A 14570-nucleotide genomic window follows, 5' to 3' on the forward strand; every position below is an offset into this window, starting at 1 on the left:
CGTATTACCACCAAGGACGTTCCTAACGATTGCTTAAGTTCCAAAGCTAAGGGATTGGTTCCCAGATTAGACGTTCTTGCATCACAAGGGAGTAATTTAAGCTGTTTACGCTATACCACTTACAAGGAAGTAAAGTTCATCATCTGTATAAACGTCATTCTTTCACTACCATTAGAGAGGATGAGCACTTTGTCTATATGAAGAGGGAACAAAATGAAATCAATGACTTGTAGACAACTTGGTGGGGCATGCGATGTGGTGTTTGAAGCAGAAACATTCGAACAAATTGCTGAGTTAAGTAAGCAGCACGGGATGGAAATGTATCAGAAACAAGAGCCAGCACACCTTGATGCAATGAATAAGATTCAAGTAATGATGCAAAATCCTGAGGAAATGAAAGCGTGGTATGAAGAAAAGAAGCGTGAGTTTGACGCTCTGTAATATGAGAGATGCTTGTAACTATTCACAATAGATATCTCGACGTATATCGAGATATCTTTGCAAACGGTCGATGTTAATGTGGCTTGAAGCTACATACAGATAGCGACAGTTCCAGCAACCATTAAAGTGATAATGGCGTACCACACAAATTGTGTTTTCTGATCCGCTACATTGATTCGAATGTAGTTAATTTCGTCTTTTGCCATTGCTTCGAAATCACTAAAGCTAACTTGAAAGTCACGGCTTGCGTTTACAACGTCGTTTTGCAATTTGTTAAACGTCGCTTCAATAAAATTCTTTGCTTCTCCCAGTGGTGCAGAAGAAAGTGCCATGCGGTCCCATACTGCCATTCTTGATTCAAACTCACTGTCACTAACACAGTTCAGCTTTAATAAATCATGTTCACGCTTGATGCGTTCTTTACCCATTTTATCGTAATTCAGATTCTGAAATTTGTTCACGACAATTACTCCAAAGGTTTCAGATAGGTAGTAAGCGTTATCACGCCTACTACCGTAACTGCCCGGAATAGTAGATAGGTCGTTGTGGCACATCAACTTGCAGTTTTTATCTAAACGACAAATTTCATTTGCTTAGTATGATCGTGCGGACGTTGTTAGCTTGATCTGACAGCGATTTGTGGTGGGTTAATACCATGCTTTTTAAATTCTTCCATAACTCTCAGAGTAATATCAGTTTCAAATAGTTTCTCGTAGGCGGTATCAACAACATACGCCTTACAAGTCAACTGAATCGCTAGATAATTGTCAGTGATGGTCTGTTTCACCAGAACGGTAACAGGTTTAGGCAGGTGAATGTAACGACTAGAGGAGGCAGCTTCTTGAATCAAGTTTCTCGCCAAGACGATATCTTCATTCATTCCAATATAGAACGGAATCACAACTTGCATATCGAGTGCACCGTAGTTTCCGCTAACCGTCACCTCATTAAGGAACTTGTTGTTTGGAATGGTAATGATGTCATCATTTAAGGTTCTCATACGCACAGAACGCAGCCCTATAGTCAAAATGTCGCCATAGTTACCTTCGAATGTGACGCGGTCACCTACTTGGAAAGGGCGGTCAATCATCACAGTTAGGCCTGCAATAAAGGAGGCTGCAAGGTCTTTCATCGCGAAACCTACCGAAACGGCAAGCGTGCCACCTATAAGGGCAAGAATGTGGTCGTTAATTCTAAAGCTCAACATGAAAACTACGATACCAGCGGTCATGTAGATGAAGAATTGCAAGAAGGACTGTAGCTTTTGCAATAGCATTCGATATTGCACGAACTGACTACCAATGCTGTCCACCAAGGAGTTCATAAACTTAATCAGCAACCAAGTTGCCATTATGATGATGACACTGAGAACGACACCGGACCAACGAATCAAGGTGGCAAATTGAGTAATACTGTCCACAGAAGCTACTTCTTCATTGGCAAAGCTGACAGAAGGCAGTAATAACAAAACAATGATGTAGATAAGCTGTTTCATGTTACCTCCTACTTAACCAGCAAGTGTTGGCGATCCAACACATTAGTAATATGCCTAAACCAGTGATCTGAAATACGTGCCTTATCTTCTTTCCATTCAATATAACCTCGGCTTTGAAAATAGCGTAATGTCCCAATGACTTCAGAGATCGTAAGTTGCGTGCAATCTGAGACATCTTCGGGAGAGGCTGCTTCCAGTTGAACGATTGAACGAAGAATTGCCAACATAGGTTTTGGCATTTTATCGAGTTCTTCAGACTCTGGTGCATGAAACAGACGGACAACAACTGCATCGGTATCTTTATTACGTCGCAGTGAAAACCTAAAGAAGCGCAGTGCAACGGTGGGATTGCCATCAGAATAGTGCCACAGGATACGGTAGAAGCCTTGTCTTGCACGATCCTCTTCAGACTCACTGTCGTTGTCCCACTGTTTAGGCACAACCAATCCTTCAAAACCAACTTTATTGTCGTTGCCTTGGTTGATCCGGCTATCCAGTAGCGCGCCTATTTGTTCTTCGGTCCATTTAGGAAGGAAAGCCACCCAGTCAAATAATAGGCGTTCACCGCGAGCTCTATCAACAAATCGCCAGCTGGCTTTTTCTATAGAAAACACCGCTCTGTGGCTTTGCTTTGAACGGCGTAGTAGGTTAGTAAATCGAATTAGGTCGTTTAGTCCACCGACTTTAGGTTTAACTAGCCTTTGGCAGTTATCAATCGCAATTAGGTAGTTGGTGTTGCTCTTACGCAAATGACTGAGGATTTTCATTTCACTTGCATCTTCCTCTAGGCCAATACTGACTGCAAAGTGCACCAGCAGTTGGTTATATCCAGCGAGTGGGCAATTGACGTAAACGGGTTCAGCAGTTTTCACTTTGTGTAGCATCTGTTTCAATAGTCTTGTTGCACCGATCCCACGTTCACCAGTGATAACACAGATCGCTGGACTATTGGTTAGCAGGTATTTTGATAGCTGTTGGAAATCATCTTTGGCATACTCCACTAAAGGACTGAAGTCATCGCCCGGTAGTACATAGTCAAAAGCAGCGTCGCCTTTTACTCGCACTAAATTATTGTCTGCACTGCTACCGGTTTGTTTCGCCACTTCAATTTTGAACAGATAAGTAAGGCCTTGATTAAAGACGGTATATTGGGACAACAGTCCAATAAGACGGTTTTTTAGGTGGTGTAGGGCAATCCATAAGGTCGCGATAGACGTTGCAACCAAACCAATGACGAATACGTCTTTCTTGGTTGTTGCCCAAGTTACCCATAACGGCTTCTCGGGAATCTTTTCTAGTGAGTGAAAAACCGTATCTTTCCACATGACTATTACGGTTAGGGTGATTAGCGCAAACCAGAATGAGAAGAAGCTTGATATCCAGTAATAAATCGTACCCTTGCCAAGGGTCTGTGCTGCTATCTGAAGAACAAGACCTGCAACGATAAAGCTCCAAACGTAACGCCTTACAGTTGAGAGTCTATGTGCCGCTATGGCCTTGCTGGTTGCGAAACTATTACGGTGAACGAATTCCAAAATGAATGAAATCGCAATAGAGCCGCCAAGTATCCACCACGTAAACAACTCCAAATACGACAGTTGAGATAACGCCTCGATACTACTAAGTACGCGTAGCGAGACAGTAATAGCAATCAGCCAAGCAATTGCAACACTCGCTCGACCAAGATACCAAATAAACCGAACCCATATAGGTGGTTTCCCAACAGCGGAGGCAACATGTGATTTAAGTTGATCAAATAAGCGCCGTTGATTAGCCAACCACCACATTAAGATGCAATATATAAAGAAGACTTTTATTCCAACCCAAATGACCGGCACTGGGGAGATAAATATCTCCTTCACCAAGGTTTTTAAGCTCCTTAATTGGAAGAAAATAAAGTATTCAGCATTTAACGTGGATATACGTAGTTCTTGTTTAAACTGAGTCACACCATCTGGACCAAACCCAGTAAGCTGATCAAATGTCTTGTCCGAGGCCAGTTCTAGCAACCTCTGTTTACTGTGACTCAAGCTGTTAAGAGTGAGGTACTGTGTTTCAACGTCAAACCAATGTTCGTCAGTTACATCATCGCGAAACACCGCAAGTGCTTCATCGTAAGACAAGATTTCACGATCTTGTTGATCTAACGTATAAGCGAGTAGACGTCTTACCTTATTGTTGTCTTGAGGCGTTAAGAATAACTTCGCAGGTAACGCAGCGATTTCAGTAGCCAGTGATTGGGCGTCTTCAGAGGGGACAGGATTATCGTCATCTTGGTAATCCCATCGTGCAGAGGCTGGAAAGCTAAGGCAAAGCGTTAACACTGCTATCCAGAGAGATTTATTGATCATTATTAGCACACCACTGTTCGTAACTAGTTGTAACTATTTAAATTCTTAATTTAGTGTAGTTAGCGTCGCCACACTCTGCACGTGACAGCCGATAAAAAGATAGAGAATATTGCTTCACAGCTAAAAAGATGCACGTCTAGTCACCAGAATCCTACGCATCAATAGGGCGGGAATGCAGTTGTCACTTGCATCTGAAGGCAAGAGACTGTAGGGTTGCGCAGTTTTGTTTAATCTCAAAGGTAACGCTTGTGCTATCAACCGCAAATATCACTCAACAGTTTGGTGCTAAACCACTGTTTGAAAACATTTCTATCAAGTTTGGCGAAGGTAACCGTTATGGTCTGATCGGCGCGAATGGCTGTGGTAAGTCTACATTCATGAAAATCTTGAGCGGCGAGTTGGAGCCAACAAGCGGTAACGTTTCTTACGACCCTAACGAGCGAGTAGCAAAACTAAACCAGGACCAATTCGCCTATGAAGAGTTCACGGTTGTAGACACTGTTATTATGGGTCACAAAGAACTTTGGGCCATCAAGCAAGAACGTGACCGTATTTATTCTTTGGCTGAAATGAGCGAAGAAGATGGGATGAAAGTTGCGGACCTTGAAGTTCAATTTGCTGAGCTTGATGGTTATATGGCGGAAGCAAAAGCAGGAGAACTGCTACTTGCGGTTGGTATTCCTGAAGAACAACACTTTGGATTAATGAGTGAAGTTGCTCCAGGTTGGAAGCTGCGTGTTCTATTGGCGCAAGTGCTGTTTGCAGACCCGCACATCATGCTACTTGACGAACCAACCAACAACCTGGATATGGATACGATTCGTTGGCTAGAGCAGGTACTTAACCAACGTAATTGCACCATGATTATCATTTCGCACGACCGTCACTTCTTAAACAGCGTGTGTACACATATGGCTGATTTGGATTACGGTGAGTTACGTGTTTATCCGGGTAACTATGATGAATACATGTTTGCTGCTACACAAGCTCGTGAACGTCTGTTAGCTGATAACGCTAAGAAGAAAGCACAAATTGCTGATTTACAAACGTTCGTTTCTCGTTTCTCAGCTAACGCATCGAAAGCGAAGCAAGCAACTTCTCGTGCTAAGCAAATCGATAAGATTCAGTTAGAAGAAGTGAAAGCGTCAAGCCGTCAAAACCCATTTATCCGCTTTGACCAAGAGAAAGAGCTGTTCAGAAATGCTTTGAACGTGGAAAACCTATCTAATGGTTTTGAAGAGGTATTGTGGTCTGACTTTAACGCTATCTTTGAAGTTGGCGAGCGTGTTGCAATCATCGGTGAGAATGGTGTAGGTAAAACAACGCTACTTAATACATTAGCCGGTGAACTTGAACCGAAAACGGGTGAGTTTAAATGGTCAGAAAATGCCAATATCGGTTACTACGCCCAAGACCATGCTCATGATTTTGAAGAAGACATGAACCTGACTGATTGGATGGGGCAGTGGCGCCAAGAAGGCGATGATGAACAAGTGGTACGTAGTTTCTTAGGACGTATGTTGTTTGGCCAAGATGATATTAAAAAGTCAGTAAAAGTGCTGTCTGGTGGTGAGCAAGGTCGTATGTTACTCGGTAAACTTATGATGCATAAGCCAAACATGCTTCTGATGGATGAACCAACTAACCATATGGATATGGAGTCTATCGAGTCATTGAACTTAGCATTAGAAAACTATAAAGGTACGCTGTTTTTCGTATCACATGACCGTCAGTTTGTATCGTCAATCGCGACACGTATTCTCGAAATCAAAGACAACAAGATCTCGGATTTCAAAGGCACATACGAAGAGTTCTTGAAAGCTCGCGGTGTTTAATCATCTAGAGTACTGACCTCAGAGTCGCTATTCCTAAGTAAAACAGGAACCTTTTATAGCGACATTCGAACCAAACAAAAAGGAGTCCTAGGACTCCTTTTTTAATACCTCAAGCAACTATTATGCTTGCTCACCTTTTACATCAAACTCAATCTTCTCCGCTCCAGTAAACACTTGGAAGCGTAATCCCTTAGCTCGAGCAATGGTGGTAATACCAAATTGTTTAGCAAGGTCTAAGCCCATTTGAGTTACGCCAGAGCGAGATAACAGTACTGGAATACCCATCTGTGCCACTTTGATAACCATCTCTGAGGTCAAACGTCCTGTGGTGTAGAAAATCTTATCCTCACCAGTTTCTTGATTAATCCACATTTCACCAGCGAGTGTGTCTACGGCATTGTGTCGACCAACATCTTCAACGAAAGACAGTACTTTATCTTGTTGACAGATAGCACACCCGTGAACGGCCCCCGCTTTTTTGTAGGTGTCGTTGTAGTGTGTAAGTGCTTCAAGAGTCGCGTAGATTTGCGACTGCTTTAGAGGCGTTTGCGGAACTTGATAACCTTCGAGCTGTTTCATCACATTGCCGTACATGGTGCCTTGACCGCAACCTGAAGTGACGGTTTTTTTCTTCAACGCTTCATCGAGGAAGTCGGTGTTTTCTTTAGTAATGACGGCAGCAGAGTGAGTTTCCCAGTCGATGATCAATGATTCAATGGCATCAGGGTCAGACAAGAAACCTTGGTTTTTCAGATACCCCAGAACTAATGAATCTGGTCTTGAGCCAAGAGTCATAAGCGTGACGATCTCTTTCCAGTTCAACATGACTGTGAGAGGTCGTTCACAGGCAATCTGTTTGGTTAGCTTTTCTCCATATTCGTCATAGACATCGACTTCAATGGTCTGTAGGGGATTTTCGCTTGTTCTAATAATGTTGGGTTTAACCACGCGTTTATCCTTTTTGTTGGTCGCTAGCATGAGGCTATTGGCTTGATTATTGCTAAGATTGATTAAGTAAGCAAATACCAAACGCTAAAATTAGGGACATGAAATGCATCCAGAATCACCCGAATCCATTCCTAACCAAGATTCTTTGGTAGACGGTCTGATTGTCGAGAAAAACGAGCATCAATGGCCGCTACAAATCGAACTTTCCATCGTTGAAAAACAAGTGGGTCGCTGGACGACAACACAGCGAGAACTCGATGGATTTCAATTAGAAGTCACAAATATCAGCAAGCCTCATGCCACTTTGGAACTTTATCGCGACGAGCGCACTGACTACCGCTTTAACTTGAGCTCGCAAAATCCGATGTTGTTCGTTGTTTTGGATTCACATGAGGAAACCAGTTTAACGCCAATTATGGTTACGGCTTCACAGGCAGTTGCTGGCTCATTTATGGACGGTGACTATCTTGTGTTGTCAAAACCAATACCATTACCCATTCAAGCTTGGATGGAAGCTTTCATTGGTCGTCATGGAGAGTTATTGGAAGTGAGACGTAAAAAGCGCAAAGGAGCGGGGCGTTCAAGTGGCCAGTAGTTTTCTATCACGTTGGTCGCAGCGCAAGCTCGACGAGAATAAAGACGAATTAGAGCTCGACGCATTGCCAGAAAGCAATAAAGCTGATGCGGTCGCTGAGGGTAACGCAGAGTCAGAAGTTGAGCGAGAGCAAGCAGAACATGAAGAGTGCAGTTCGGAAGGTGAAAAGTCGCTCGATTCTGAGGTTCCTGAGAAACCCGAAGAGCTTTCAGTTTCTCAATTACTGGCTAATCCAGAGGTAGATAAAGCTGTCAAAAAGGCAGCACTGCGTAAGATGTTCATGAGTCCTGAATATAATGTTGTAGATGGACTCAACGATTATGACCATGATTATTCAGCGGTAAAACCGTTGGCGTCTGATGTGGCTGAAACATTGCGTGGCTGGATAAAAAATGTGGCGGATGAGACAGAGCCTCAAGAACCAGTTGCTTCAGCTCAACCTGAACAAGACCACAAAGACATCGAAACTCTACACACAGAAACTGAAGGGCAGGATGATATAGAGAAGTCTGAGGCGGATGCAGATTATTTCGACAACCAAGGTTTTGATGACCACGAACCAAATGACAAGACTTCGTAATCAATTGATTATGAGACAAAATTTACCACACAAAATATAGGTACATTTTGTCTCATAATATTTTCTCACCAAATGAGACATTTTGTCTCACGCGACATTTCTCCCTAATTTTCCCAATGGTATTTAAGCTAATTTACTAATAAATCAGTAAATTTGGCTTTTGTATGAGTTGGAACAGATATTGCAGGCAGTGATATATGGTTCATATAAAACCAATAGCTATGGAGCGTCAAGACTCCTGCACTGGAAGCAAGCAATGATAAAACAACTATTACAACAATCGACGACTCAAAATGGGCGCGCCAGAAGTTTCGCGTTTGAAAATACCGTTGAATTGTCGAATCTCATACCACCCACTGTGAGTTATGAAAGTCACGGTGATACATTAATCGTTGGTCCTACTGCCATCATAACAAGTACCGCTGAGCAGCTGTCTACTATGCATTCAGTCACTTTGTTATCGACAGATGGAGAACCATCGGACAACGGTAATCTCTATTACGCCGATAGTATCGAAATTTCCGGGTTTCTCGGAACCTTCAGTGTCCACATTCAAAATAATCAATCAGCGGTTAATCTTGCTGAAGTCTCCATTGGCCGTGATGTGTTTGATGTGGTTCTGGACTTATCTCTGAATGGCTGTATGTCGGAAGAAGTGCCTGTCCCGGGTTATTATCCAGTGGGGCGCGGGTATCCTAAACTTGCTGATGCTCTGGAGGAAATACCAGGGCTAATGGGTACGTTCGATAAGCCAAAGTTCTTTCGACTTAATACGGATTTGTGCGCGCATAGCTCTCGAGGCGTTAAAGGCTGCGAGCGTTGCGTGGATGCATGTCCAGCAGGTGCATTAAGTAGTGAAGGTAATGATAAGATCGGCCATAAGATCGAAATTAACCCTTACCTATGCCAAGGCGTTGGAACTTGTGCAACCGCTTGTCCAACCGAAGCCATTCACTATGCGCTGCCAACCCCTCAGGAGACGCAGAAGTTTATCGAACGAACACTCGCTAACTACCATAACCAAGGTGGGGAGAAAGCGATTGTCCTTATCTGCAGCTCTCGCCACGAATCTTACAACGTTATGGCCTTGAATGTCCTTCCTGACAATGTAATTCCCGTTGTTGTCGAAGAATTACCTTCTGTGGGTATAGATACTTGGTTTGTAGCCTTGGTAAATGGTGCAACACAAGTGCTGTTTGCTGCTAGTAAGCATATGCCGGAAACGATTCAAACGGTGTTAAATCGCGAAGTGGGTATGGCTCAGCAACTGCTTGATAGTTTAGGTTTGGCCCGTGAAACCATCGACATTCTTTATCTTGAGTCTTTAAGAGAAGGGCTTCCGACTCTTACTGAGGAAGACCTTGGTCTTAGACTCGGTGATATTCAAGGTGATAAAAGGGCGCGTTTGTACCACGCTCTTGATGCCTTAGTAGAACAGCGCCAAGTTGAACAGAGCATCTTGCCACTACCAACGACCGCACCATACGGCACAGTAGAGTGTGTCACAGACAAATGTACGTTATGTATGGCTTGTGTGGCCGTGTGCCCAACCAAAGCATTACACAACGATGGTGATCGACCAGCCTTAGACTTTATAGAACAAGATTGTATTCAGTGTGGCATGTGTGAAAAAGCCTGTCCTGAATCTGCTTTGTCGTTAACCCAACGTATCAATTGGGACAGTGAATCCCGCCGCTCAGCCGTGGCGCTTCATGAAGAAAAAGCGGCCGAATGCCTGCGCTGCGGTAAACCATTTGCTCCTCAATCCATGATAACCATGCTACAAGATAAGTTACGCGGTCACTCGCATTTTGATAATGAAGAGTCACTAAGACGTATCGCTATGTGTGAAGACTGTCGAGTGGTGGATGTGTTTGAAAGCATGGCAGAAAACCCATCTGAGCAACTGAAATACTAGGAAGAAATGTCAATGGATAACGAATACAACGAGCTTAGAAGTGACATTTATTTGCTTATCTCAACGCTTTGTCGTGGAGCACCAGAACGTGAAACGATCGATTTTCTATCGTCCTTAGAGATCGAAGTTGGGATCAATCAAATGACGGCGGCTTGGGAACTGCTTTCTAAAGCAGCTCAAAAAGCTGAAGTCAGTGCTTTAGAAGATGAATATCAAGATTTGTTTATAGGAGTAGGAAGAGGTGAAGTTGTCCCTTTCGCTTCTTGGCACCTGACAGGTTCTTTGATGGAGAAGCCTTTATCACTAATTAGACACGACCTAAATCAACTGGGTTTGGAGCGAGATGAATCCGTCAAAGAGCCGGAAGATCATATCTCAGCAATCAGTGAAGTGATGGCGTATTTGATCAGTCAAAACCAAGAAGAGCAAGCGAAGGCGTTTTTCAATAAACACCTTTCTCCTTGGTATCAAGATTTGTGTAGACAGATTGATTGCGCGAAAAGTGCGCAGTTTTACCGAGCTGTTTCTACACTTATGGAAGCGTTTTTCGATGTGGAGCAGGTGAAATATGCTGAAAGCATAAGCTCTACGCAGACGAAAATGAAGATAGACGTTAAGAACATAACCACGAAGTAATGTCCGCGAACTAGAGATGCCATCTCACGGATAGGCATCCACTCAGGGAGCAATATATGAGCAAAGCAAAACAAAACGGCGAACAGCCACAACTTAATGAAGGTCGCAGAAATCTCTTAAAGGGGTTAACGACAGCGGCTGTAGCCGGAGCCGTAATTTCTGGCACTGCGAAAGCAGCAACAAATACTGAACTTGTTGATGTTAAGCAGGATGACCAAGACAAAAGTGGTTATCGTGAAACGCAACACGTCAAAGACTATTACGACACACTCTAGGAGCATCTCATGAAATTGACCAAACGCTCCGAGAGCGTCAGCAAAAATGAAAACAAGTTAGGTCTAAGCCGCCGAGCTTTCATGCGTAATTCATCCATTGCCGCTGGTGGTTTAGCGGCAGGTGCCTATACGTTTGCACCAGGAATGATTAAAAAAGCCGAAGCGAAAGAAGTGCCAATCGATGCGAAAACAGAAGTAAAACGTACTATCTGTTCTCACTGCTCGGTAGGTTGCGGTGTATACGCAGAAGTTCAAAATGGCGTTTGGACCGGCCAAGAACCTGCTTTTGATCACCCTTTTAACGCCGGCGGTCACTGTGCGAAAGGCGCTGCTTTGCGTGAGCACGGACATGGCGAACGTCGTCTAAAATACCCAATGGTATTGGAAGGCGGTAAGTGGAAAAAGCTCTCTTGGGACGAAGCTATTGAACAGATTGGTAACAAGGTTCTTGAAATCCGCAAAGAGTCGGGCCCTGATTCGGTTTATTGGTTGGGCAGTGCCAAGCACAACAATGAACAAGCCTATATGTTCAGAAAGATGGCATCGCTTTGGGGTACGAATAACGTCGACCACCAAGCCCGTATTTGTCACTCTACAACCGTATCAGGTGTTGCAAACACTTGGGGTTACGGTGCGATGACGAACTCTTTCAATGACATGCATAACTGTAAATCCATGCTGTTCATTGGTTCTAACCCAGCAGAAGCGCACCCTGTTGCAATGCAGCACATTCTGATCGCTAAAGAAAAGAATGGATGTAAGATTGTTGTTGCGGACCCTCGTCGAACCCGCACAGCTGCAAAATCTGATCATTTTTGCTCACTGCGTCCGGGTACCGACGTAGCGTTCATCTGGGGTATTTTGTGGCATGTCTTTGAGAACAACTGGGAAGACAAAGAGTTTATTCGCCAACGTGTATTTGGTATGGACGAAATCCGTACGGAAGTCGCGAAATGGAATCCGAAAGAAGTCGAGCGTGTAACAGGTGTGAGTGAAGCAGATGTCTACAAAGCTGCGAAGATCCTGTCTGAAAACCGTCCAGGAAGCATCATTTGGTGTATGGGTGGTACTCAACATACGACGGGTAACAACAATACTCGTGCTTACTGTGTTCTGGAGTTAGCGTTAGGTAATATTGGCCGTTCTGGCGGTGGTGCTAATATCTTCCGTGGTCACGATAACGTTCAAGGTGCAACAGACCTTGGTGTGCTATCTCATACGCTACCAGGCTATTACGGTCTAGCAGACGGCTCATGGAAGCACTGGGCTAAAGTTTGGGACGTTGACTACGAATGGATCAAAGAACGTTTTGACCAAAACGAGTATCGCGGCAAGAAACCGATGAACAACATGGGTATTCCTGTTTCTCGTTGGATTGATGGTGTTCTTGAAAATAAAGACAACATCGAGCAAAACGATAATATTCGCGCAATGTTCTACTGGGGTCATGCGGTTAACTCGCAAACTCGTGGTGTTGAGATGCAAAAAGCAATGCAAAAACTCGACATGATGGTTATTGTTGACCCATATCCAACACACGCTGCGGTTATGAACAACCGTACTGATGGTGTGTATCTTCTGCCAGCAACGACTCAGTTTGAAACTCACGGCTCAGTAACAGCTTCAAACCGTTCACTTCAGTGGCGTGACCAAGTCATTGAACCTTTGTTCGACTCAAAACCTGACCACGAGATCATGTACCTTCTGACTAAGAAGCTTGGTTTTGAACAGCAGTTATTCAAGAACATTAAAGTCGAAAATAACCAGCCAAACATTGAAGACATTACTCGTGAATTCAATAAAGGTATGTGGACCATTGGCTATACCGGTCAAAGCCCAGAGCGTTTGAAACTGCATCAACAAAACTGGCATACGTTCCACAAAACTTCACTGGAAGCCGAGGGCGGTCCTATCAATGGTGAAACCTACGGTCTTCCATGGCCATGTTGGGGTACACCTGAGATGAAACACCCAGGTACTCATATTCTTTATGATACTTCGAAACCTGTGGCGCAAGGTGGTGGTAACTTCCGTGCTCGCTTTGGTGTGGAATTCGAAGGTAAGAGCTTGCTTGCAGAAGACAGCTACTCGCTAGGCTGTGAACTTGAGGATGGCTATCCAGAGTTCAGCGACAAGCTCATTAAACAATTGGGTTGGTGGGGCGATCTAACACCAGAAGAGCAAGCCGCTGCAGAAGGCAAGAACTGGAAGACCGACCTATCAGGTGGTATCCAGCGCGTCGCGATTAAGCATGGTTGCATGCCATTTGGTAATGCTAAAGCTCGTACAATTGTCTGGACGTTCCCTGACCGTGTTCCTTTACACCGTGAGCCGCTTTATACGCCAAGACGTGATCTTGTTGTTGACTACCCAACATGGGATGACAGCGAATCAATTTACCGTCTACCAACCATGTATAAGTCGATTCAGGATCAGGACAAATCGGAAGAGTATCCAATCGTACTGACTTCTGGGCGTCTGGTTGAATACGAAGGTGGTGGTGAAGAAACACGTTCAAACCCTTGGCTAGCTGAACTACAACGTGAAATGTTTGTTGAAGTTAACCCTAAAGATGCCAATGACATCGGTTTTAAAGATGGTGACATGGTATGGGTTGAAGGTGCAGAGAAAGGACGAATCAAAGTCAAGGCGATGGTGACACCTCGTGTGAAACCAGGCTTGGCGTTTATTCCTTTCCACTTCGGCGGTAAGTTCCAAGGTGAAGATCTTCGTTCTAAATACCCAGAAGGTTGTGACCCTTACGTCATAGGTGAAGCAGCGAATACTGCAACAACCTATGGTTATGATCCGGTGACTCAGATGCAAGAAACTAAAGTCACTCTCTGTAACATCACGAAAGCGTAAGGAGTCATAAAATGGCTAGAATGAAATTCCTATGTGACACCAAGCGTTGTATTGAATGTAACGGCTGTGTCACTGCATGTAAAAACGAAAACGATGATGCGCTTGAGTGGGGCATCCAACGTAGACGTGTTGTAACATTAAACGACGGCCTACCTGGTGAAAACTCAATTTCGGTTGCTTGTATGCACTGTACAGACGCGCCATGTATGGCGGTGTGTCCAGCAGACTGTTTTGAGCATACTGAAGATGGCATCGTGCTTCACAACAAAGACCTTTGTATCGGATGTGGCTATTGCTTATTTGCATGTCCATTTGGTGCTCCGCAATTCCCGAAACAAGCAGCATTTGGCGAACGCGGTAAGATGGACAAATGTACATTCTGCGCTGGCGGTCCTGAAACAGAAGACAACTCTGAAGAGGAACGCGCAAAATACGGAGCTAACCGTATAGCAGAGGGCAAGCTGCCAATGTGTGCTGAATTGTGCTCAACAAAAGCATTGCTAGCGGGTGATGCGGAAAAAGTGTCTGATATCTTCCGTCAACGTGTTGTAGAGCGCGGTGCTAAGAATGCTGGCTGGACTGACGGCAATGATCTGGCTTACGACGCAACGAAAAGCTAATGGAGAGCTCT

At 44.2% G+C, this 14570-nt stretch carries 13 protein-coding genes; 9 read left to right on the forward strand and 4 right to left on the reverse strand.

The window, feature by feature from the left end; genetic code table 11:
• Nucleotides 1-213: 213 nt before the first annotated feature.
• Nucleotides 214-441: a hypothetical protein gene (locus VME0621_RS18460; RefSeq protein ID WP_062460464.1), complete on the forward strand. Its 228-nt coding sequence runs from the start codon at nucleotides 214-216 to the stop codon at nucleotides 439-441.
• 89 nt (nucleotides 442-530) lie between these two features.
• Here the strand turns inward: VME0621_RS18460 and VME0621_RS18465 are convergent, their stop codons facing one another.
• From VME0621_RS18465 to VME0621_RS18475, 3 genes are all read right to left on the reverse strand, one after another.
• Complete coding sequence (locus tag VME0621_RS18465) at nucleotides 531-995, reverse strand: thiamine-phosphate diphosphorylase (protein ID WP_231892968.1); 465 nt, start codon at nucleotides 993-995, stop codon at nucleotides 531-533.
• Between the two features lie 62 nt (nucleotides 996-1057).
• Entirely contained in the window at nucleotides 1058-1936 is an 879-nt protein-coding gene (locus VME0621_RS18470) for a mechanosensitive ion channel family protein (RefSeq protein ID WP_062460461.1), read from the reverse strand.
• A gap of 8 nt (nucleotides 1937-1944) precedes the next feature.
• Nucleotides 1945-4287 carry an ATP-binding protein gene (locus VME0621_RS18475; protein WP_062460459.1) on the reverse strand — a complete coding sequence of 781 codons (2343 nt, stop codon included), beginning with the start codon at nucleotides 4285-4287 and terminating at the stop codon, nucleotides 1945-1947.
• Between the two features lie 248 nt (nucleotides 4288-4535).
• Between VME0621_RS18475 and VME0621_RS18480 the strand changes: the two genes are divergently transcribed.
• Complete coding sequence (locus VME0621_RS18480; RefSeq protein ID WP_038230565.1) at nucleotides 4536-6122, forward strand: ABC-F family ATPase; 1587 nt, start codon at nucleotides 4536-4538, stop codon at nucleotides 6120-6122.
• Between the two features lie 120 nt (nucleotides 6123-6242).
• On the opposite strand, the gene VME0621_RS18485 is transcribed toward VME0621_RS18480, so the two are convergent.
• Nucleotides 6243-7070, reverse strand: a complete 828-nt coding sequence (locus VME0621_RS18485; RefSeq protein WP_038223221.1) for a formate dehydrogenase accessory sulfurtransferase FdhD — start codon at nucleotides 7068-7070, stop codon at nucleotides 6243-6245.
• A gap of 103 nt (nucleotides 7071-7173) precedes the next feature.
• Between VME0621_RS18485 and VME0621_RS18490 the strand changes: the two genes are divergently transcribed.
• The 7 genes from VME0621_RS18490 to fdh3B all read left to right on the forward strand — a co-directional run bounded on the left by VME0621_RS18490 (nucleotide 7174) and on the right by fdh3B (nucleotide 14559).
• On the forward strand, nucleotides 7174-7665 hold the full coding sequence (locus tag VME0621_RS18490; RefSeq protein WP_062460457.1) for a DUF3305 domain-containing protein: 492 nt from the start codon (nucleotides 7174-7176) through the stop codon (nucleotides 7663-7665).
• Nucleotides 7655-8245 (forward strand): DUF3306 domain-containing protein, encoded by a 591-nt coding sequence (locus VME0621_RS18495; protein ID WP_062460455.1) that lies wholly within the window; start codon nucleotides 7655-7657, stop codon nucleotides 8243-8245. Before VME0621_RS18490 ends, VME0621_RS18495 begins: the two co-directional genes overlap by 11 nt.
• 256 nt (nucleotides 8246-8501) lie before the next feature.
• The gene (locus VME0621_RS18500) at nucleotides 8502-10163 is read left to right on the forward strand and encodes a 4Fe-4S dicluster domain-containing protein (protein WP_062460453.1); all 1662 of its coding nucleotides are present in this window, start codon (nucleotides 8502-8504) and stop codon (nucleotides 10161-10163) included.
• A 12-nt stretch (nucleotides 10164-10175) separates the two neighbouring features.
• Nucleotides 10176-10799 (forward strand): TorD/DmsD family molecular chaperone, encoded by a 624-nt coding sequence (locus VME0621_RS18505; protein WP_062460451.1) that lies wholly within the window; start codon nucleotides 10176-10178, stop codon nucleotides 10797-10799.
• Nucleotides 10800-10855: 56 nt separating this feature from the next.
• Complete coding sequence (locus VME0621_RS18510; protein ID WP_006075145.1) at nucleotides 10856-11074, forward strand: transcriptional initiation protein Tat; 219 nt, start codon at nucleotides 10856-10858, stop codon at nucleotides 11072-11074.
• A 9-nt stretch (nucleotides 11075-11083) separates the two neighbouring features.
• Nucleotides 11084-13939: a formate dehydrogenase subunit alpha gene (locus VME0621_RS18515; RefSeq protein WP_006075146.1), complete on the forward strand. Its 2856-nt coding sequence runs from the start codon at nucleotides 11084-11086 to the stop codon at nucleotides 13937-13939.
• Nucleotides 13940-13950: 11 nt separating this feature from the next.
• The gene (fdh3B, locus tag VME0621_RS18520) at nucleotides 13951-14559 is read left to right on the forward strand and encodes a formate dehydrogenase FDH3 subunit beta (protein ID WP_006075147.1); all 609 of its coding nucleotides are present in this window, start codon (nucleotides 13951-13953) and stop codon (nucleotides 14557-14559) included.
• Nucleotides 14560-14570: the final 11 nt, after the last annotated feature.

It is taken from the genome of Vibrio mediterranei (genome assembly GCF_900088415.1).
GTDB lineage: Bacteria > Pseudomonadota > Gammaproteobacteria > Enterobacterales > Vibrionaceae > Vibrio > Vibrio mediterranei.